Here is a 21307-nt window from a genome sequence, read left to right on the forward strand (position 1 = left end):
GTTGCCTACTGTTCGGGATACTGTATCCACTGGAGCTTCCAGAGTTCGAAAAGCAGTTCGCGGTTTTTAGCGGCGTTTGGATGGCGCTCATCCAGAAAAGCCGCTATTTGCGCGGGAAAGAGCGTGTTGTTATCGGCAATATGCTGCACCAGCTCTTCCGAGACGCCAGCAATATCCCATTCACAGCCATTGATAAATAACTGTAGTCCGTGCTCGCCCCACAGGTATGCCATGCGGCAGACCGGTATGCGCTCAAGGGGTTCCTGTAGCGCCTGCCATTCATTCAGAAAATCAGCACTTGTCGTGTATTCATCGTCCTCAAGCGGGGAGGGGAAGCACTGTTCAGCCTGATGGTCAGGCTGTGTCGCAAAAGAGCCAAACCAGGATTGAAAAAGGTGCTTATCATCCAGCAGGTTTTGCAAGAGTTCGCGTGCATTCCTGCAGGCGCTTTTGGGAATTTCCGCATGACTTTTAAGGCCTGACCAGTCAGGGTCTTTGTAGAGTGTCACCGGGTGTTCGGTATCGGCTAAATAATCGCTGAAGCTTTGCCACATCTCCTGATTTTGATAACTGCGATAGCCAAATGAAAACGTCATGCATTCATCTGATAACGAAACACCATGATGACCAACATGCGGCGGCAGATACAGCATGTCCCCTTCTTCAAGAACAACGACCTCCTCCGTATGAAATTCTTTCATGATGCGAAGTTCAACACCTTGAAGTGCATTGCCCGGTTCACAGTGCTTTGACGTTAAGGACCATTCACGCTTCCCCAGCGCCTGGTACAGGAAAACATCGTAATTATCATAATGTGGCCCGACACTGCCGTGTTTCGGAGCAAAGCTTATCATGATATCGTCAACCCGCCAGGAAGGCAGGAAGTTAAATGCTCTAAGCCATTGTGCGACTTCAGGCACAAAACGGTCGACCCCTTGAACCAACAGGGTCCAGTGTGTTGGCGGGAGTGTTTCAAAATCCTGTTCTGAAAAAGGGCCGCGTTTTAAGTGCCAGAAGGGTGCGCTCCCCGGCGTTTCAAACACCATGCGGCTTTCTATATCATCTTCCATTGCAAGGCCTGCCAGCTCGTCAGGTGTGAGCGGCAGGGTAAAGTCAGGGAGTGCGTTTCGTAACACACACGGCTTTTTTTGCCAGTAATCAGAGAGAAACTCATTCACAGAAACTCGGTCAAAATTTATCATACGTACCTGGGGAAAGAAGGGAGAGGGTTGGGGCGTGAGTATAACAGAATTATGGCGGGGCCGAAGGTATTGGTGCGGGATATCAGCTATCCCTAAAACACTGGCGATGCTCGCAGTACTGCTCGTATCCAGTGGGGTGAATGCGGCTAAACTGATAGAGGTTCCTGCCAGTATCCTTCTGAATTCTGAGATGCCCTTTGAATCGCATCGGGGAGAAGGACTTTTTGATACCGCTTTAGCCATGAATATCCAGTACGCTCCGGTTAAAAAAGTGCGAGAAAACCTCTCCCGTTATCTTCAGTATCCATTGCGATATTTCACGGGCTGGAATGAAGCGGGGGAGGCGCACATCACTGTAATAACCCCTCCAGAATACCGTTTTATCCTTGAAAAATTTATCAAGATTGAAAAAATCGAAGAAATCGCTCTGAAAAATCATATTCAACAATCAGAGATTAAAGTCTTAGGCCTCGGCAGGGGGCAGGCCCGTATTCAGAATAAAGAGGAAGAAACTTTTTTTTTGACAGTTCAATCAGAGAATCTTCTTAAGATACGCCGCCAGATTTATCAGGAATTTGTTAAAAACGGGGCAAGGAAGGATGCATGGGATCCGGACCACTTCTATCCTCATATTACTGTTGGATATTCGCGGCGAGACTTGCATGAAGCGGATGGTGTTATAAAGGATGTGGCACAGTCAAGAGATAAGCGGTTTGAGGTGTCTGTAGCCAGATAAAGAATGATTCACATCATCCTGTAAAAATGCTCCGAAAAAGATTTTCATTTTCGGAGCAAAAAAAGGGGGAGGCTACACTTTAGCCTGTAAAAACACTTCCAACAGGGCCTTGTGTCATACCGGTAAATACATCACCAACAGGGCCTTCATGACCTTGTGCAGCAAAAACATTTTGAGACAGTACTACAAAGAGGAACAGAACGGTTGCTGAAAGAAATTTCTTAATCATATGGGCTCTCCTGTTATTTGAGCTTTTATAGTACATTATTGGCTAATAATGATCAATGGTTGCTCATTGTTTTTATGGTGTCGTGGTATGGAAGGGGTAGATTTTTCTGGTTTGTAAAACTGCATGCTTTAGCGTGGCTGGATTGAAGTGCCCCCGTAATTGGGAAAGACCAGATATTTTCACAACAGAAGATCTGGTTTCTGCTTATAAAAAGCTTCCTCTGGATGGTCTATATGAATCAGTTAACTCTTTGAAATTAGCGCTAGATAGTGCAGGTGAAAATCGCGAAAATTACTGGAAAAATCGAGTATTACCATTTTTGGAAACTATCTGGCCAAAATCAAAAGATAAAACCTTGATTAACCACCCTGAATCGTTTGCTCTCCTGTGCATTGCGGCAGGATATGAATTTCCATCTGCGGTGAAAAAGGTTAGAGGCTACTTGCAGGTAATCCCTGAACCATATTATGTTATTCATCGCTTACATCAATCTGGATTGTCTGATAATTTTCCAAAAGATGTACTTTTATTGTTATCCATCATTGTGAGTAATGATGTGATTTTTTTGCCACAAGACATCCGTGAATGCCTTAATGCTATTATTAATGCTGACTCTACATTGGAGAAAGATACTGATTTTATTAAATTGGACGCACTGGCCCGTAAATTTAATATTTAAAGTGATACTGTAGATAATGACCACATTGCCAAAGCGACTAACAGCAGAAGCTGAATGCAGGCTTATTTTGCTGGATACCCTGAAACCTCAGCTAAACCGCATGTATGAAAAGCATGGGGCAAAAGTCGTTTGTGAGGGCAAGTTGTTTGCCCACCCTACAAACGTACCAAGCATAACCATTTCGATTTAAAAATCTTAAATATCAATAAGTTGTTTGCAAATAGAATTACACTGGGTCGGATTTTCCTAAGAGGGCTCTTTCTCTTTCCAATTCCTCGCGGAGCTCTTCTTCGCTAGGAAGCCAGGGCAAATACTTGGACGCGAACAGTTGCTTGCTTTCTGTCAGAACCGAATATTTTGCTACCGCTTCACTTTTCTGGCTGCATAATATCAGCCCAATTGTCGGATTGTCGTCAACTCCCTTGCGAAGTTCATCGTAGATACGGACATAGGTATCCATCTGACCAACATCCTGATGTGTTAGTTTTCCCAGCTTGAGGTCTATAAGCAAAAAACATTTGAGTTTGAAATTGTAAAACACAAGGTCAATGTAAAAGTCTTCATCCTCAGTGCTGACGCGTTGCTGCCGAGCGACAAACGCGAATCCCTTGCCGAGCTCCAGCAGAAATTGCTGCAGATTATCCATTAAGGCCTGTTCGATATTACTTTCCAAGGCCAAGTGGTGGGGGAGATTCAGAAAATCCAGAATATATGGATCACGTAAGAAGTTTCGTGCATCCAATTTCAGTTGCGCAGTATGATAATTTGCTTCTTCCATCACGGGCTTTTTGTCCTTGCTAGTCAAGAGTCGCTCAAAGTACAGCTTGTCGATCTGTCGTTCCAACGCTCTTGCACTCCAGCCTTGTTCCAGGCATTCTTGGAAGTACCACTCCCTTGCAGCTTTATTTTCAACCTGGATCAAGGAACGATAATGAGACCATGATAATTCGGACCGCACTGTGGTCCAAATTGGCCATGCCAGGTAAAATGCACGCATTCTCCGGAGGTTTCTTTCATAAAAACCTTTGCCAAATTCAGATTGCAGGCGTTCTGCAAGATTTTTTAATTGCTGACTGCCATATTCGGCACGGGCTTTTCCTCTCTGTTCATGTTCAACGATCAGTCTGCCTACATTCCAGTAAACAGACACCATGGCACAATTTACGGTACTTTGCAGCGTGGTTCTGGTTTCATGCAACAGATTACTAATGGCTATAAACAGCTCGTGATTAGCATGAGAAATATCATTCATGGAGCAATTTTCCTTCCTCGTTGTCAGTGGTGGTCTGTTGTAAGAGATTAAAAATATGAGCAGACCATCTTTCAAGGGCATCACGGCGCTGGGGAAGCATTTCATTCTTGTTATAGGTAGCCATGATTCTTGGCATCTTATGCCCCAGGCACTTTTCAATTAAAACCGGATCAATATGTAGTGCTTCACCCAGTTGGGTTGCAAATGTACGTCGTAAATCATGTGCAGTCCACTCTGGAATTCCAACTCGATTTTGAATACGCCTGATTGCTCTCGGAAGTACGTTCTCATCAATCGGCTTGTCAGGATTCTGGCCGGGGAGAACGTATGGTGACTCATTGTTATTTTTTAAGCGTTCCAGCACGTACTTTGCCAGCTCTGTCAAATGAATTTTGACAGTGAGGGCGCCTTTAGTATTTTCAGGCGGGATAACCCAAAGAGAATTTTTAAAATCAATGTCTTTCCATTCAGCCAGCCGTATTTCAGCCGTCCTTACGCCAGTGAGGATAATCATTTTGATTGCCCCCTTGGTTTGTCCGGACATTTGACTACGGTTGCTATCGAGAAACTGCCAAATCGTTCTGATTTCATCAAGGGAAAGATAGCGTTCTTTTGGTTTTTCAAGGCCGCCAATGTTTCTGGCAAGAATGTTAAGTGCGGGATTATGTTGCATACTTCCGCGACTTACCGCATAGTTGAATAGCTGCTTCAAAGAGCTTAAAATGCGATTGGCATGTACAGGGGCGCCGCGTTGTACAATCGTGTCCAAAGCTTCGGTGATATGGATAGGCTGTATTGCGTCCAGCGATAATCCCCCTAATAGCGGAATAATGTTTGAGTCAATCTGTTTTCGGATTTGTTCCGGTCTTTTTCTGTTTTTTTCAATGTAGTTGCTATACCATGTCTGGCAGAGGTCTTCGACAGTAAGTGTTTTTTTGCTTCTGGCTTCTTGTAGAGCCTGCTTTGGATTTGTACCGGTTCGGCGAATTTCTTTTAATTCATGAAATCTTTTCCTCGCATCAGAAAGGCTCATAGCGGGGTAATGACCAAATATAATGTAATCCCTCTTGTTCCCAATTTTGTATCGATAGATCCAGCTTTTGGTTCCAGAGGGGTAAAGCAGAATACCAAAGCCTCCCCCCTCAAACTTCTCAATTCGTTTGGTGGAAGGCCTTAAACGCTTGATATACGTGTCTGTAAAGTTGGCCATTACATATTCCGGCACATGAATTGATGGGTACTTTAGTGGGTACTTTTTTATGCGATGAAATGCGATTGTATGTTATTGCTTGCTGTATTGCTATAGGTGTATTCGTTGATTTATCATTGTTTACAGGACTTTTTGTTGCTGGATGCTAATCCTTGTTACCAGTATGAAATAGCTTCGTAATCAATAGGTCGGGTGTTCGATTCACCTCAACGGCACAGTAAAATCAAGAAGTTATAAAATTAATCTCGGGGAAAGCCTTTATTTTCCAGTGCGATGTGTACTTTATTGAGTAATTTCGGCGTCACTTTATCTTGGCTTTCAATTTTACTCACATAGGCTTGCGTAACCCCCATCAGCCTGGCTAGTTCTTCTTGGGTAAGACCTGCTTGAATTCGAGCCAAAGCAACTGGATTATCTACGTAATCAGCAGGTTCAAAGATTTCATAATCTTCATTTTCCTGTGTGTGCCTTAATTGCTCGGTAATCTGATGACGCAAGGCTTTATAAGCGGCCACAGGTAGTAAAACATACTCCACTTTACCGTCGAGTGATTTAATCGTTTGTAGGTTCATTTGTAAGCCTCTCCACGTGGTTTGATTTTTTCAATAGAAACAATCTTCACCTGATCATCTCTATCGAAAATAATTCGCCATGACCCTACACGCAATCGGAAATAGGGTTCACCTTTTAACTTTTTTACATCCAGGCTTATGTCATCATGATTCTTGCCTAATAACACAATCTTTTCAGTAATTCTGGTTTTATCGGGCTGTGGTACACTTTGCAGTGCTTTCTTAGCCTGTTTTTTGATCAGAAGCGTGTACGATACCATAAAACCTTGTTATTATTCTTAATGGTTATTATAGGTTATATTTGGTTATATTGCTAGCGTATGGTTTTAGTGGCCGCCTGGTGGCACGAGGTGGCAATAAAAGCCAGTTAACTGCAATAAGCCATAACAATTAAATAGATTAGGGTTGACATATCAATTCTTGCCAACAGGCGCTGGATAATTTCATCCATGTTTTTCATCTTCACATCTGATTGTAACCAACATTTTTTCCAAAAGGTTATGCGCCGATTTCGGGCATCGTTGATAGGGTAGGTGAGGTGATACTGTTAATTTACTATTTCAGTTTGGCGCCATGTTTTGTCCTTGAAAAGGAGTAAGCCAACACTGGAGCAAACAACTCCTATCGCACCACATGCCAGACGAGTACTAGTGCAACAAAGGTATCAGAGTCTGAATCCATTAACAGACTCAGACGGGCAAAACTTAAAGAATCAGCTTGTGAGAAAAATATTGCGATAATACCTCCCCACAAACACCGCATTTGCAGCCATATTATGGAATGGGGATATGCCCTAATCTGGATTTTTTCCAAGAAAACCTAACACATCATTCTTTGTACGGGACAAAAAACTTGAAGTAGCTCATTGATTAATAGACAATCCCTGCGTTTCTGTTCAAGGAAAAGGCATGGAGTCATGGAAATCAACGAGCTGAGCGGTATATTAAACGGATATTTTAGTTGGAACAAGGCAAGAATGACCTGTTTCGCCTGTATGCTGGTATCATTGTTCAAAGTAAGAACGGTCAATTTAAGCGAACTGGCCTGTGGCTTTGAAAGCGAGGCAACAATAGAATCGCGCTACAAGCGTATCAAGCGATTTTTCAGGGAATTCACAATATGCTTCACCGCTCTGGCCGGATGGGTGATGACTTTTTTTGATTTTGACCAGACGCCGTTGTATCTCAGCATAGACAGAACAAATTGGCAGTGGGGCAAGCAGGATATCAATATATTAATGCTGTCTATTGCCTACAAAGGGATAGCCATCCCTCTCATGTGGGATTTGCTGCCCAAGCGCGGGAACAGTAATACCACAGAGCGTATAGCCTTACTTAAGCGTTTTATAGAGCAGTTTGGCAAAGAAAGAGTTGCCTGTCTGCTGGCTGACCGAGAGTTTGTTGGAAACGAATGGTTCTCATGGTTGCGTAGTGAAGGGATCTCATTTTGCATTCGAATCAAAAGCAACACTCAAACCAGCAACAGCTTGGGGCTTGACGTTAATGTGGATGCTCTTTTCTACGATCTGAAGCCTGGTGAACAACGAAAACTGAGGGGTGAGCGCAGGCTTTGGAAGCAAAAAGTCTGGTTGAGCGCGCTCCGGCTTACAGATGGTGAATTACTTATTGTTGCAACAGATAAAGAAGTTGATTCACCTATCGAATTGTATGGCCGGCGCTGGGAAATAGAAACCCTGTTTTCCTGCCTGAAATCGCGCGGCTTTAACTTTGAGGACACGCATATTACAAAGCCGGAGCGTATTTCGAAGCTGATAGCACTTTTAAGCATCGGCTTTTGTTGGGCTTATAAAGTAGGTGAATGGCGCAACGAGCAAAAAGCGATCAAAATGAAAAAACATGGTAGAAAAGAGGTCAGTATTTTTCGTTATGGTCTTGATTTTCTACGTGATGCGGCTCTCAATGCAAAGCAGAATATCTTGAGTTTAATTGGTCAGGTGATGGCCTTCTTGAGCATCGAGGCACCGACCGAGGCGTTGATATGATTTTTTGTCCCGTACAGAGCACATCATTATTAAATTGCTTCGAATCTTGTAAAAAAGAAAAATGACTGACCGAAGCCTGTATCAGCAGACGGGAGTTTATGATTTGTGCCGCCATAAACTCCGTATTACCGCGTTTAACCACCTCATCGTGATCGCCATCTACAATCCAGACAGGAACTGTGATTTTTTTCAGTTGTTCTTTTGTAAAATTTGGTTGGGTTGCCGACATATTACTGAGTTTATCAAAGAGGGTATTATACCCTTTTGGAGTTGGTGTTGGCGGTAATGTTAGCCACCGAGGAACAGCATGCGCTATCGCAGGGATTCCTAAAAGAAATAATAACCTGAATAAGAAAAAATAGTGCTTCATATCATTGACCTGTAAATTTCCATTTTTTCTTACCAGCAACGTATCATTGCAACGTTAAACCTCATCAAGCCTACACTTTGTATATGAATTTTTGTCTGGAGGGATACATTCACTAAACGATGGATTTGTTTTTTCTTTAAGATACAATTTTATTTCTCAATTGGACTCAGCCATTGTAATGGTTCGCTTGTCCGGATTATATCAGAATTAAACAGGGTGTCCTTAATCTGCCAGTTGAATCAACGCATAATTCCGAAGATGTTTAAACATTCTTCCTTATCAGGGTGAAGCGGAGCAACTATACCGGCCGGGTATCCGCCCGCTGGATTAAAAAACTGGTCACGATTAATTACACAAGGAAACGGGGGTAATGGTTTTACCTCCCACTTTTTTTGACGGTAAGCAGTTCGATTTGTCTGGAAAACGCAACTCACTTGTTTCAGGTTTAAAAAACTGCAACAGCACGAATGCGCTGGCTAACCTCGCGTGTCCACAAAGGGCTACCCCGGTACAGTACTCCAATGATGTTGATTTCAAACGGATGTATTTTCGGCAAGATGGATTGCCCGAGATGAAACATCGCGGTTATTCGCCGGTTTATGTTCGTGGACTTTTCTGATCATCCAGACAGCACAGGATTTTACAGCAGGCTGCAAGTCATCCCAATTTTCAGGTTCCAACCCCAGATAAATGGCTTTTGCCCGTTGCATCACGGGTTTATCTGTTTCCGGTAAACGGGCTATCGCCCAATCGGCGGCGGCAGGTTTGGAACGGATGGCATCAGTTTCGAACGTGCTCCATATCCGTGCCAGTGTCAGTAACACATTGCGGGTGTCCTCTTCCAGCTCCGAGTACAGCCGTTCAAGGTCGTGGAGCATCGCATGGATAAAATCTTCATAGGGCACCGGGGCAAGAAGTTCTGCGGGTTTCGGCCCCGACAGCGCAAGACTTTCCAGTAAAACTTGCTGGATAATCAGCGCCACATCGGGCATTTCCGTGTTAAGTAAGGGTTCAGTATCTCCGCTTTCAAATGCCTCCCTCAGCCATTCACCATATTGAAAATCACAGTGCGGCGGATACCGCCAGGGATTCACCGCCGATTTTTCAACAAGCGTCATTTCAAGCGGCCGGATGTCACTCTTCATGTAAATGCCAGATATCTTCAGAAGCCCTGAGATCAAATAGCGCTTTTCTTCAGATGTAGTGGGGCGGTTAATGACGGCCAGAAAATCAATATCACTGTACTTTTGCAAGCCGCCAACCAGACACGAACCATACAGATAGGCGCCTAACAGGTCATTTCCCAGGATGTCAGTCAACAGACTAATCGCGCGATGGATTTGTGATTTATCATTAAGTGTAAGTTTTAAAGCCACTGCATCACGCCTTTTTTGTACCGGAGCCCGACGAAAATCAGGGTTTTGATAAATATAAACTCACCAGCTCCTTACTGGAAGTGCACCCTGCAATTTCCATAATTCTCGCTAGAGTACCCTCAACAGTACGATGAGAAATACGATGTCGTCTTGCGATTTCTTTGGCTGATAGTCCCTCGGCAAGGAGCTTCATGCAGGCTGTTTGTTGTCTGGATAGTTTTACGGGAGTATGCAGCAGCTGGTGGAAAAGTACAATGCTGTGTTCGTGAGGGGATTGATGGGTTGGGCGCATGGCGCCTGATGCCTCGATGACAGTTTTGATATGCTGTTCGATGGCACTGTCATCCGTATCGATGACCAAAGAAGCGGTTTCCTCATACAGATTGTCCCGGCTTGTGTGGAGCGTCTCAAACAACATTGACAAATCACTGTCCGGATACAATGGCGGCACATGACCGCTGCTGCGTTCCATCTGAACATGTGTACTTGCCTTCAAATACACCACAAATTCATCCGAGAGGATGGCTCTTGCAGGTTCCAGACAAACGATGTGCGGATCGGTATTGATAACACAAAACGTTTTTTCAAGCTGTTTTAAGAGCATGGCGATTTCAAACTCATAAAATGGGTTATTGTGGCTGGAGCCCATGATGGCATCGATGTTTCTGCCTGAGCGCTGCTCCAACTCAAAATCTGTGTTGATAAACTCCCAGCCCAGTGCTTTGGCCAGTTGTCGGGCAACCAGCGCTTTGCCGGTACCTGGATGTCCTGTGATAAGGATTCGTTTAATGGACTGCATGGTTATCTCTTTTTTTGAGGACTTGATGAAAGTATAGTATTTGAGCATTTATGGGGCAATGCGTAATATTACTTACCTTTTTGGCGGGTGCTTGCTTGTTGTTCTCATTTTTTTCAGACTATACTCAGCTATTTTTCAAGCAATAATTTCCTATGAACAATATCAACGAAACACTGGTACAGTCCCTGATTGACACCCAATTCCCCCAATGGAAGGATTTACCCGTTCGAGCCGTGTCAACCAGCGGATGGGATAACCGTACCTTTCATCTGGGCGAGCACATGCTGGTTCGTCTGCCGAGCAGAGAAGACTATGCACTTCAGGTGGACAAGGAGCAGCGCTGGCTTCCGGTTCTGGCTCCCCATTTGCCGCTTGCCATTCCTGTGCCGCTCGCACAGGGTCAGCCGGGACACGGGTATCCCTGGAAATGGTCAGTGTATCGCTGGATATCCGGAGAGACCGTTGCCAGTTCGAGGATTGCGGACTGGGACGATTTGGCCATTCGCCTGGCCGGATTCCTTAGAGCCATGCAGGCTATCGATGCAGCCAAAGGACCTGTCGCCGGACTGCATTCTTTCTGGCGGGGTGGTGCACTCCGAATCTATGATGCAGAAACCCGCCGCGCGCTGGATGCATTAGAAGGCACTATCGACACCCTTGCAGCACGCGAAATCTGGGAGGCCGCACTGGAGACGCAATGGCATGGAGCCCCCGTTTGGGTGCACGGGGATATCAGTGCCGGTAATCTCCTGATGCGGGATGGTCACCTTGCCGGAGTCATCGACTTCGGGCAGCTCGCGGTTGGCGATCCGGCATGTGACTTGGCGGTTTCCTGGACGCTCTTTCAGGGAAAAAATCGCGAGGCCTTTCGACAGCACCTTGATTATGACCGCGGAACATGGCTGCGGGGGCAGGCCTGGGCCCTTTGGAAAGCGATGATGTATATTATCAACCAACAGACCAGCATGAATTATGAGTCAAAAAAGGCCTTGGTCACTATTGAAGCCATCGTGGCAGACTTTCAGAGAGGTTAGGGTCAACCCATGACAAAAAACTATCATGCATAATCCCTGGATCAGTCTCATCCGTGCAGTCTGGCAGCATGGAAAGCCATGGCACAGGGCAATTGCCGGATATTATATTGCCTATATCGTTGCGCAAGGGCTGATGAGTCTGAGTCCATATGCGTTCGGAAAGGCCATTGGGTTGCTGCAGCATTTTTCTCAAGGCTCGTTTCGGGAGTTATTGTTCTGGCTGATTTTCGGTGTGCTGCTGGTACCGCTTTTCTGGCTGTTTCACGGACCGGCCCGGGTCGTTGAGCGCAAGGTGGCGCTGCGTATCCAGCAATCCTTCCGGCTGAAAATTTTTGCAGATATGACAAGGCTTCCCCTGAAATGGCATCAGGATCATCACTCAGGTCATCTGGTAACCCGGGTGAATCGCGCGGCAACCGCGCTGCACCGGTTTGCGGAAGATCAGTTTATCTACATCGAAACCGTGGTCAAATTTATAGTCTCCGTGGGATTTCTCCTGTGGATTTCGTTGCCGGTAGGTCTCGTGAGCCTCGTCAGTTGTTCGCTGGCAACCTGGGTGGTGTTTGCTTTCGACAGGAAACTAATCCCGCTCTATGAGTCTGAAAATGAAACGGACAATCAGGTTGGCGCGCTGTTCTTTGATTATCTGAACAACATGACGACTATCCTGACCCTGCGTCTTGGCAAGCTCACCGAGAAGAGCCTCATCAAACGCATCCTGTCGATATGGCCTGTGTTCAATCAGGAAGTGGTGCTGAATGAAGTCAAATGGTTTGCCATGGGTATTACGCTCTCGGCACTGCAATCCGCCATTCTGATTGGCTATATCGTCTGGCATCTTGAAAATTTTGACGCGGTGCTGGTGGGAACTGTCGTGATGATTTTCCGCTACCAGTGGGACTTGAGCGAAGTGTTCTACAATTTCAGTGCCAATTACAGTGATTTGGTGCGCAAGGACACCGATATTCGCGGTGTGCAACCCATTCTGGATGATATCCACGCCCATGCCCTGATGCCGGTTGACATCGATTGCGCATCAAGCTGGCAGACCCTCGAAATAGCGGATCTGAATTTTCATCATCCGGGATCAAAGCGTTCTGGCAGCCTCGAAGGGCTCCATTTTACGCTGCAACGGGGTGAGAAAATTGCCTTGATTGGCACCAGTGGTGCCGGGAAAAGCACCCTGATGAACCTCTTGTCGGGTCTCTATCATCCTGACTCTGTGCGTCTTCGGATGGATAATCATACTTTTGCCAATTTGGTGCCGTTGCAGGCTCTTACCACGCTGATTCCCCAGGAGCCTGAAATTTTTGAAAATACGATTGCCTTCAATATCGCGTTGGGACTTGAAACATCCAGTGAGGAACTGCTTCAGGCTGTTAAGCTGGCGGGCTTTTCAGAAGTATTGTCAACATTGCCGCAGGGGCTTGAAACCGACATCCGTGAGAAAGGCGTCAACCTGTCGGTCGGCCAGAAACAAAGGCTGGCGCTGGCGCGTGGCCTGTTTGCCGCGCGTTTCAGCTCATTGGTGCTGATGGATGAGCCGACATCCAGTGTGGACTTGGCCGCCGAAAAAGCGATTCTCACGGGCGTCATGGAGCGCTTCCGGGATGCGACCATGCTGGTCTCTCTCCACAGACTGCATCTGTTACCTCAGTTTGACCGGGTAATCTGTTTGTCTCACGGAAAAATCATTGCGGATGGAGCAACCGCAGACTTGTTGAATACCGAAGGCCCTGTCAGGGATGTTTGGCAAAAATATCAGTCACACCGCCGGTCTGGTCGCGTGTAAAAAGGAACGTAAACATCCCGCAATGGAGCCGGGGCGCTCTTTCTGCACCGTTCGGGTTTGATCGATTGTGGCATCATACATGTGCTGATACCCCAGGGCCGCATAGATACCGAGAAGCCTGTCCGAAAGCGTCAGGGCATCCAGCAAATCCTGCTCGGGGAGCAGGTCTTTCCATGGTGTAATAAAGCGACGTCGCAGCATCGTGTAAATGGGAGCGTTTAGTTGCATTTTATAATGCCATGTCAGGTTCCACAAACAACCACTCAAGCCAAAGAAGGGGTGAGAAAGCGCTGTTTCACCCCAGTCAATGAGGTTTATTTTGCCAGTTTTTTTCTCAATAACCATATTGTTTTCATGAAAATCACAATGATTCAGGGTTTCAGGGATTGCATAGCCCAATAATGCATCGCACAGGGACTGGCAGGCATCCAACGCGTGATTGAGCGTGGTTATTTCATCAAAAGAAAGTCCATCGCTCTGTAACAAGTCCTTGCGCGCTAACAGCTTCAGGTAAAGATTGGGGATGTGTTTCAATCGCCAGTCAGGGAGATTCAGGGATGCCATATCGGGGAGACTGCCTTCCAGCATCCGCTGGATAGTTGCATGCTGCGTGACTCCCTGAAACAGCAGGTCAGCATCCACTTTGCCGTTAAAATACTTCCGTAATGCCACATCCCCACAAGAGCGCATCAGGAAACAAGACAGCGGCTCATGGACTGCAACCAATTCCGGTATAGAAGTACAGCCTTTGCTGCGCAGCCAGCTGATGGTTTGCGCTTCCGTGAACAGTCGGGGCGGCGTTTTTTTAAGAAAAAAAATGGATTCCGGGGTGGTTATCCGCCACACAGCAGACCATGCGGTATCCGCGATTGTATGATATTCAGCTGAACAGGCGCCATGGTTGTCTGCCAGATAATCAAGTGCCCATTGCAAGGCAGGATCGGATTCCCGTTTTTGATGGCTCATGTGGGATGCGTTGATTTTTAGCAGACCATTTGATATGGTCGCACGGCTGCGCTACCAAAGTCCATTCAGCATTCATCAAGAAATATTGCACTTTCTCGGTCAGAGGTTCACATCATGCGTTTGAAATTTGAGACCCTGCCACAGGGCGATACCTATTCGGAAAAAGATCTGGAACAGGACTTTCTGCATGTGCTGCAGGCATTATTGTGGGCCTCGGACCCGGATGGCAAAGAGCATGCACTGGCAAGATTGTCTGCATTCCTGAGAATGGCAAGCTCAAAAGACTTGTTTGTTCTGAAATTGGTTCCCGAAATTATCAGTGAATACTTTGAGCAAAAACGATCGCCAGAACGCATACAAAATCTCTTCATTGACTTGACTCGCCATCCGGATGCAGACATCAGGGAATTTGCGTACCAGTCACTGTTGTTAACGATATATGAATATCATGATATTGGTAAAATTGGTGGAATCCGGGACAAGTTTCTTTCGCCATTAATCAGCAGTCTTGCCGACCCTGTTGAAAGACTACGGAGTTGGGTGGCATGCAGCTTGTGCTACCTGACCGATCATACCTTTTCCGATTTACCATCCTTACAGCAATACACGCAAAATTTACCCGAAACAGACAGCCCATTCTGGAATAAATACATACTTCATGCGCGTATATTAAACTTGGAGACGCAGGATAAAGCAAAGCCTGTCAGATGGAAAGAAATCGAGAGTGTTTTGCAGACAACAGTTATCAGTGGCAGCGACACAGATAAAACGGATATCAGAAAGCGTCAATTGCAATTGATTCGTTCGCATTATGCACGCCACCAGGACAGCATCTCATCTCTTATTTTTGACTTTGTATTGCAGCAATGTCAGGTGCCTGAATTAAAAGACATGGCTGTCAGCACCTGCTTTATTATTTTTATTAAAGTGCAAGTGATTTGGTATGAGCACAAGTTATTCACAAACGCGGTGAAGGCACCCGGTGTTGGCGGGGGAAGTAACCTGACTGCCATTCTGGATATCGTTTACCAGTATATGACCCAGATCAACGCCAAAAACAATTTTCTGAATGATCGGTACGGGTTTATGATGTCACTGCTCCCAGTCCAATTTGGAAAACCGGAAGAATCGATTGCCAAAGCGTTGGCCGGAATTTTTGAATCTACGCTCAAGTATCAACAGTTTGAAGATGCCATCAAAATCCTTTTTCTGTTGTTTGAAACCGAAAAATTCATGGATAAGGCAAGTATTGAATCCCAAAAATGCATGCACCTGTTTTTGTCGAAATTGCAGGAAATCATCGAGATACGCTGCTCCAAAAACAGGCCTTTATCCAGTATGCATCATCTCATGATCGATTTATTGCAATACAGGCCACGCCCGGAGATCCGGTTATTTGCGGCAGAAGCAATTCTTACCGCTGTGTATGAAAGTTACTGTCTGCAATTTTTTGATGTGGCATACCAGTATCCTCTGATCGATTTGCAGACCCTTTTTCTGCCGGTACTGGTGCAACAGATGAACGACCCAAATCTTGAAGTCAGAAAACGGGTTGCTTGCAGTTTGTCCTTTCTGGATACGGCAGGACTGGTTGACCCGCAACTATTGGTTTCCTACACAGAAGCCCTGCTGAATGCAGATAATCCTGCCTGGCAAACCAGAAGTATTCTGGCATTGACGCGGCTTGTCAATCAACATCAATGTTTTCTGTCCCAACCAGCGGTGTCGAGACTTGTCCATTTGGGTTTCAAAAGTGACATTCTGAGCCACTATATCCTGAGGTATCGATTCAGAAACCAAATATTATGTCTGTTGAATCTTCAGGTCGAATATACCGGGATGCCTTTGCCTGCAGAGGTTATTGAGCAATGCCTTGATTTTGATCCTGAAAAATGCGTTCCATCAAATTATCAATTGCCACTGAAAGGAAATCTGCTCAATCTGATAACAATAAACTTCGAAACTCAGGAAGCTGTACAGTCCATCCCTGCTTCAATTTCGGATGTCATACTCGATTATTTTGATGAAGCCGGGTTGAGAAAACTGGCATGGCATGCTTATACAGTGATAATCGAGGCTTCCGGAAAGAAATTGTATCCGGAACTGTTTAATAAACTGTTTTCAAAGCTAAGAGAATTCGCACAATCATCCAACCCGGAACTTCATGGTTTTGTGCAAAAAATCCTGCGACGCATTACGGGTCTCGAGGTAAAGAAACAGGAAATACTTGGGCTCATCGGGAAAGCCGAGCAACCTGAACAAGTTTTTTCTGAAACGGCAGTTTATGCCAAACCGTCCGATGAGAAAGATCTTGAGGCCTTATTGGCTGAGTTATGCGAATTAAACGGCAATAATCCCAATGTGTCGCGGTTATTGACGAGCCATGACCTGGTAAATTCCCTGGCCGCAGTGAAAGCCGTTTACGCAAACGATTCCTGTTTTCTTCCCGCGGGCATGCCCATTGAAGCCTGGGGCGTAACCCATTGCAAGGCCTGGGCTCGGGCCCTCATCCAGAATAAGGCCAAAGCCCTTGCCCGGGATTTCCAGACAGAGATGGTTGCAGTGATTATGCGCGCCAGTGTTCTGGATTCTGGACAAACACCGCGCAATATCCAATTGATAAGCCTCTTGATTCTGCTGAAAGCGGAAGAGGGGGGCTGCCTCGCGGAAGTCAAAACCGGAGAGGGAAAAACCAAGATTGTTTCGATGTTTGCGGCATTCAAAGCCTTGCAATTGGATTACGTTGACGTGGTTTCCAGCTCCACGATTCTGGCAAGGCGCGATGCCCATGAAATGCAGAATTTCTTTTCCATCCTGTCATTGACGGTAGCAGACAATATTGATGGCAAGGATCATCATGGCAAGGCGCCCAGAGCTTGCTATTCGGCGAATGTGGTGTATGGAGATACGAATGAATATCAATGGGATATTGTTCGGGAAGCTATGGGCGAATGGATCACGCGCGGCAACAGACCAAACCGTATCCTCTTTTTTGATGAAGTGGACAGCTTGCTGGTAGACCGTGCGGAATATGGGGCGATGATTCTTAAACCCCACCCTGCCCTGGAATATGTCAACCATGTGATTGTGGCGGTCTGGCATATGATGGTTCGCATGGGACAATCCATAATCGGGAAAGACGGTCAATGGGTCTATACGTCGGTGGATGGCAAGGATGAAGTAATCATCGGGAATCTGCGATCCTTTGTACAAAAATTACTCGAAAAATATATTCTCCAGCTGGTTAATGATCCCGATTCGTCCATACTGCTGCCCAAACATCTGAAAAATTTTGTACTGGCGGAGGTCGAACAATTTACGGACTCTGCATTCTGCGCGTATTACATTCATCAGCCGGACAAGCATTATGTGATTACGGAATATGAGCGAAGTGGGGAGAACCAGCAGCGTATTACTATCGTGGATACGCATCTCACCGGCGAGATTCTGAAAAATACCCGCTGGACCTATCTTCACAGTTTTCTCGAGCTCAAGCATGGGCTGAAGATGGGGCCGCCCCAATTAATGGGGAATTATTTATCCACGCCGGGTTTGTGCCGACGCTATGGCAATCAGATTTTCGGATTGACAGGTACACTGGGAGGGACAGATACCCAGACGTTGCTCAAGGAAATGTATCAGGTCGACCTGGCGTTTATCCCCACCTACAAGCCTAAGTGTTTTATCGAACATGATGGCATAGTCGCACCAACCAAAAGCGCATGGCTTGGCGAAATCATCCATAGTGTCCGGGAGAAGGTTCAGCGCGGGGTTCCGGTTCTGATAGTGACAGCCACTATTGCGGATGTCATTTTTCTGGAAAAAACACTTCTGGAAGCGAAAGCCTGCACCAGGGTTACCCGATTTTCGCGGAATGACACCGAAGAAATGGATACCCCTTCCCATGCTATAGAGGCAGGAGAGGTGATTATAGCGACACTGATAGCCGGCAGAGGAATCGATTGGTACTTTGCCAGACAGCATAACGATTTGATTGAAGCGCAGGGCGGATTGCATATCATGGTCACCTCGCTGCCACTCAATCTGCGGGTGGAACAACAGATATTTGGTCGTACCGCACGAAAGGGGAATCGTGGCTCGGCGCAGTTGGTGATTAATCGGGAAGACATTCAGCGCCGGTTCAGGGCAGCGGATAGCGCGTACTTTGATACGATTCCGGCTATCCGGGTGTTGCGCGATAAAGTGGAAGCAAAACGGGTGTACAGAATCAGAACTCAGGGCATTCGTCTCGCCTTGCTGAAGGATGATTTATATCTCAGGTTCCGGGGATTTATTAACAGCTTGAAGGGTCGTGATGGGGCAACGCACCGAATCGGCGGCATCGAAGAGCAGTGGGCTTACTGGCTGCAGAATGTGGCCAAAAAACTGGAAGAGGATTATAACCCTGACATTACCCTGCAGTTGATGGAAGCGAAATTTCACGAATTTATCGAGACCATTCGTCATCAGGACGTTATTCGTGCAAACCCCTGTCGTCAGGTTCAACAGGGGAATCTCCTGAGCTGCAGCAAACGCCGGTTTTCTGATGCGATTGAGGTCTATACGAAAGCGATTCACGACGATCCCCTGGTGGGTGTTCAGGCTTATTACAACCGTGCGGAAGCCCGTATTTTTCAAAAGGGTGGCAACTATGCCGATGAGGTACTGGCTGATTTGCAAATGGCCAAAGCCAACCTGGAGAAACACATCATTCCCCAGTTGCACTCCATGTTTGTGGTGCAGAGCCTTAATCCTGCCACCACCAACGCCTTCAACAGTGATTTTGCCAGACAGACACATTGTAAAATCGAGTTGCTCAAGCTCGAAATCGCCAATATCGACCAGAATATAAGCATCATTCATCAGGCACGACATCAAGCCCGAAAAGCCAAACAGAAAGTGGATTTCGAGGTGTGTGAGCTTAAAAATTTAATGGACTTTTTTCCGGATCCCAACACCAGACCGGTTTCTGAAATACGTGAATTACATTCATCAGGTCTCGCGCATCTCTTCAGCATTCAACCTTTTTTCAGAGAGAAAAAGAAAAAAGGTTTTGGTGCGATTTGTGTGGCATTTCTCGGGATTATACAGATTGTGGTCGGTGTGCTGGTGTCATACGCGGCACCGATGATAGGTTCGATGCTGATACAGGAAGGGATCAACGATATCATGCATGCTGCCCGCGCCTTGATTTCGGGAAACTTTGATTGGAACGCCTATCTCGCGAATAAAGTGGGCAGCGTTTCCATCCATGTGATCTCCATGGGTCTTGAAATATTGAAAAACAGTGCCAATCTGGGAATGGCCGCAGAAGCAGCCAAGGGTCAAAATGCGCTTAAAACCCTGATGGCCAGGCAATTGAACCATGAAAAACTGCTGGAGCTGGCTAAAAATGAAGTGGTAAAGCGCGTCGTTGATGCGGGCGTCAGGGAAGTATTTAATTTTGCAGTGGACAAACTGAGCACGGTCGCCATTGACCGCTTCTCAGGAGATATTGAACGTGCCATTGGCAAACGTCTTGAAGAAACCCTGAGCAGTCCGGACTGCCAATCGGCCCTGGATGGCATGCTGCAACTGGATGCAAGCCATCAGAATACAGCCATGCGGGGGCAGCTCGAGCGCATGGCCTCAAAAATTATGCAAGAAAAATCCAGCCTGACGCACACCATAGCCAACCATATTATAAAAGGGGTGCTTGCCAATCAACACAGCAGCGTTCGAACCTTTCTGCGCATCGCGGATATGGGGGTGGCTTTGGATAAAATTTTACATCTGACCGAACATTTCGCGCGACAATTCAGGGCTGAATTATTATATTTCTATCATCAGCAGGTTGCGCACCTCCCGGGTACTTCGGTTGATCAGACCGTCATTGCGCCCCTGAAACATCAACTCCTTGCAACCATCACCAAAAGTTTGACGCAGCGTATTATCGCTACTGCTAAAGGGGAAATCATCCATCCAGGTATTGATATGGCGATGAGCGAACATCTCGACAATGTTGCAAACCTGATAAAAAAAGCCGCGCTGCAACCCGTACCCCCCGAACATATGGCCGCAGCCACAGAGCAGGCTCCCAAATCGTTGAGCAAAAAAAATTCCGGTGCGGCATCCTCATCATCGTTTGGTCAATATGTGCAGGAGCGACGTGATGCTGTACGTCGTGCAGAATTCAGAGAAGCATTCGGGAAAACCGTGACTGTTACTGCCCCAACGGAAGCCAGGCCTGCCAGATACCCGGCAGTGCCCAAGGGGCGCTCCGCTCCAGAAAAAACGGTCACCCCCGCGCAGGCGGGGAACTATGCTGATAGTGGCACAGAAATGATCACAAGGATGGATCCCTGCCATCGCGAGGATGACAAACGGAGTGTATGCGGGGTGGCAAAGGTGTCAAGACTGCCTGAAATATTAACAGAGGATGTTGAAACCGTTGAAAGACAAATGTGGAGACGGATGAATCGGCTCAGTTCTCCGCTCAACAGTTTTATTTCTGATTTATACGGTCAATTCAAGTCGCACGACTCAGGAGCACAGTATATTCTGGATGCCATGCGGATGTATCCCCCCATGCGATATCTGGAAGGTGCTGCGTTGATTGGAGAGTATTCAAAAGAGCATGGTCTTGCCAAAAAAGCCATTCAGACCTGGACAACAAAGCTCAAGGCAAGGGATCCTTTCGCTGATGACTATTATCGGGCAGCCAGTACACTGGTTTTACTGGAGCATTTGGCAACAGGCCTGAATATGGGCAAGGAATATATTGCAGCACAATGTCAGGAGCGTATTGACCAATTGAAGCTCGTCTGGAAGTTCTTGATGCTGAAAGCCGCGTCCCCGGGATTCATCGATTTCATGCCGCTCCATCCGGAAGAAAGGTCAATCAGGTCACCGGCTTCATCATCGATGGAATCAGGGCACCCTGCGCGGGACGCTCAAAGTCGCCACCGATTTTTCATCCAGGAACAGTCGAAAACAAGGCGAAATGAAGCATTGCCGGAGCAAGGGATGAACCCGTGATGGCCAACCTGTTGAAAGCCAGACGGTGTTTGGTGTCTTCCTGATATCCTGTCAACAGATCCAGTGGTTCC

15 protein-coding genes and 1 pseudogene are annotated in these 21307 nt (G+C 46.5%); 7 read left to right on the top strand and 9 right to left on the bottom strand.

The features are described 5' to 3' along the window. Positions 1-5: 5 nt before the first annotated feature. Positions 6-1202 (bottom strand): JmjC domain-containing protein, encoded by a 1197-nt coding sequence (locus tag E4T54_RS11110; protein ID WP_028386689.1) that lies wholly within the window; start codon positions 1200-1202, stop codon positions 6-8. Positions 1203-1308: 106 nt separating this feature from the next. On the opposite strand from E4T54_RS11110, the gene E4T54_RS11115 reads away from it, so the two are divergent. Next, entirely contained in the window at positions 1309-1938 is a 630-nt protein-coding gene (locus E4T54_RS11115) for a 2'-5' RNA ligase family protein (protein ID WP_028386688.1), read from the top strand. A gap of 79 nt (positions 1939-2017) precedes the next feature. Here the strand turns inward: E4T54_RS11115 and E4T54_RS12040 are convergent, their stop codons facing one another. Then, a complete protein-coding gene (locus E4T54_RS12040) occupies positions 2018-2167 on the bottom strand; it encodes a hypothetical protein (RefSeq protein WP_155832461.1) in 150 nt (49 codons plus the stop codon). Positions 2168-2300: 133 nt separating this feature from the next. Between E4T54_RS12040 and E4T54_RS11120 the strand changes: the two genes are divergently transcribed. After that, complete coding sequence (locus E4T54_RS11120; RefSeq protein ID WP_028386687.1) at positions 2301-2846, top strand: hypothetical protein; 546 nt, start codon at positions 2301-2303, stop codon at positions 2844-2846. 31 nt (positions 2847-2877) lie between these two features. Beyond that, positions 2878-3036, top strand: a pseudogene (locus E4T54_RS12125) (GNAT family N-acetyltransferase); the annotation flags it as partial. 36 nt (positions 3037-3072) lie between these two features. Here E4T54_RS12125 and E4T54_RS11130 read toward each other — a convergent pair. The 4 genes from E4T54_RS11130 to E4T54_RS11145 form a co-directional block, all read right to left on the bottom strand. Beyond that, positions 3073-4098 (bottom strand): PDDEXK nuclease domain-containing protein, encoded by a 1026-nt coding sequence (locus E4T54_RS11130; protein ID WP_028386686.1) that lies wholly within the window; start codon positions 4096-4098, stop codon positions 3073-3075. Continuing rightward, on the bottom strand, positions 4091-5308 hold the full coding sequence (locus E4T54_RS11135; protein WP_028386685.1) for a tyrosine-type recombinase/integrase: 1218 nt from the start codon (positions 5306-5308) through the stop codon (positions 4091-4093). The genes E4T54_RS11130 and E4T54_RS11135 overlap by 8 nt, the downstream gene beginning before the upstream one ends. Positions 5309-5547: 239 nt before the next feature. After that, the gene (locus E4T54_RS11140) at positions 5548-5880 is read right to left on the bottom strand and encodes a helix-turn-helix domain-containing protein (protein WP_028386684.1); all 333 of its coding nucleotides are present in this window, start codon (positions 5878-5880) and stop codon (positions 5548-5550) included. Then, positions 5877-6140 (bottom strand): type II toxin-antitoxin system RelE family toxin, encoded by a 264-nt coding sequence (locus E4T54_RS11145; protein ID WP_028386683.1) that lies wholly within the window; start codon positions 6138-6140, stop codon positions 5877-5879. Before E4T54_RS11145 ends, E4T54_RS11140 begins: the two co-directional genes overlap by 4 nt. Positions 6141-6796: 656 nt before the next feature. On the opposite strand from E4T54_RS11145, the gene E4T54_RS11150 reads away from it, so the two are divergent. Next, positions 6797-7882 carry an IS4 family transposase gene (locus E4T54_RS11150; protein WP_115152790.1) on the top strand — a complete coding sequence of 362 codons (1086 nt, stop codon included), beginning with the start codon at positions 6797-6799 and terminating at the stop codon, positions 7880-7882. 903 nt (positions 7883-8785) lie between these two features. Here E4T54_RS11150 and E4T54_RS11155 read toward each other — a convergent pair. Next, complete coding sequence (locus tag E4T54_RS11155) at positions 8786-9628, bottom strand: aminoglycoside adenylyltransferase family protein (protein ID WP_028386481.1); 843 nt, start codon at positions 9626-9628, stop codon at positions 8786-8788. Between the two features lie 37 nt (positions 9629-9665). Beyond that, the gene (locus tag E4T54_RS11160) at positions 9666-10427 is read right to left on the bottom strand and encodes a LuxR family transcriptional regulator (protein ID WP_028386482.1); all 762 of its coding nucleotides are present in this window, start codon (positions 10425-10427) and stop codon (positions 9666-9668) included. A 152-nt stretch (positions 10428-10579) separates the two neighbouring features. Here E4T54_RS11160 and E4T54_RS11165 point away from each other — a divergent pair, with 152 nt between their 5' ends. Continuing rightward, a complete protein-coding gene (locus E4T54_RS11165; protein WP_035902239.1) occupies positions 10580-11461 on the top strand; it encodes an aminoglycoside phosphotransferase family protein in 882 nt (293 codons plus the stop codon). A gap of 25 nt (positions 11462-11486) precedes the next feature. After that, entirely contained in the window at positions 11487-13253 is a 1767-nt protein-coding gene (locus E4T54_RS11170; protein WP_028386483.1) for an ABC transporter ATP-binding protein, read from the top strand. Here E4T54_RS11170 and E4T54_RS11175 read toward each other — a convergent pair. Next, a complete protein-coding gene (locus tag E4T54_RS11175) occupies positions 13227-14219 on the bottom strand; it encodes a phosphotransferase (protein WP_028386484.1) in 993 nt (330 codons plus the stop codon). The genes E4T54_RS11170 and E4T54_RS11175 overlap by 27 nt on opposite strands. A gap of 114 nt (positions 14220-14333) precedes the next feature. On the opposite strand from E4T54_RS11175, the gene E4T54_RS11180 reads away from it, so the two are divergent. Beyond that, positions 14334-21236, top strand: coding sequence for a preprotein translocase subunit SecA (locus tag E4T54_RS11180; RefSeq protein ID WP_028386485.1), 6903 nt, complete (start codon positions 14334-14336; stop codon positions 21234-21236). Positions 21237-21307: the final 71 nt, after the last annotated feature.

This window comes from Legionella geestiana (genome assembly GCF_004571195.1).
In the GTDB taxonomy this organism is placed as follows: Bacteria; Pseudomonadota; Gammaproteobacteria; order Legionellales; family Legionellaceae; genus Legionella_B; species Legionella_B geestiana.

What these genes read in the sequence shown, in the direction of transcription:
- E4T54_RS11110 (WP_028386689.1), bottom strand. Translation starts at nt 1,202, where the DNA reads ATGATAAATTTTGACCGAGTTTCTGTGAATGAGTTTCTCTCTGATTAC.
- E4T54_RS11115 (WP_028386688.1), top strand. Translation starts at nt 1,309, where the DNA reads ATGCTCGCAGTACTGCTCGTATCCAGTGGGGTGAATGCGGCTAAACTG.
- E4T54_RS12040 (WP_155832461.1), bottom strand. Translation starts at nt 2,167, where the DNA reads ATGATTAAGAAATTTCTTTCAGCAACCGTTCTGTTCCTCTTTGTAGTA.
- E4T54_RS11130 (WP_028386686.1), bottom strand. Translation starts at nt 4,098, where the DNA reads ATGAATGATATTTCTCATGCTAATCACGAGCTGTTTATAGCCATTAGT.
- E4T54_RS11135 (WP_028386685.1), bottom strand. Translation starts at nt 5,308, where the DNA reads ATGGCCAACTTTACAGACACGTATATCAAGCGTTTAAGGCCTTCCACC.
- E4T54_RS11140 (WP_028386684.1), bottom strand. Translation starts at nt 5,880, where the DNA reads ATGAACCTACAAACGATTAAATCACTCGACGGTAAAGTGGAGTATGTT.
- E4T54_RS11145 (WP_028386683.1), bottom strand. Translation starts at nt 6,140, where the DNA reads ATGGTATCGTACACGCTTCTGATCAAAAAACAGGCTAAGAAAGCACTG.
- E4T54_RS11150 (WP_115152790.1), top strand. Translation starts at nt 6,797, where the DNA reads ATGGAAATCAACGAGCTGAGCGGTATATTAAACGGATATTTTAGTTGG.
- E4T54_RS11160 (WP_028386482.1), bottom strand. Translation starts at nt 10,427, where the DNA reads ATGCAGTCCATTAAACGAATCCTTATCACAGGACATCCAGGTACCGGC.
- E4T54_RS11165 (WP_035902239.1), top strand. Translation starts at nt 10,580, where the DNA reads ATGAACAATATCAACGAAACACTGGTACAGTCCCTGATTGACACCCAA.
- E4T54_RS11170 (WP_028386483.1), top strand. Translation starts at nt 11,487, where the DNA reads ATGCATAATCCCTGGATCAGTCTCATCCGTGCAGTCTGGCAGCATGGA.
- E4T54_RS11175 (WP_028386484.1), bottom strand. Translation starts at nt 14,219, where the DNA reads ATGAGCCATCAAAAACGGGAATCCGATCCTGCCTTGCAATGGGCACTT.
- E4T54_RS11180 (WP_028386485.1), top strand. Translation starts at nt 14,334, where the DNA reads ATGCGTTTGAAATTTGAGACCCTGCCACAGGGCGATACCTATTCGGAA.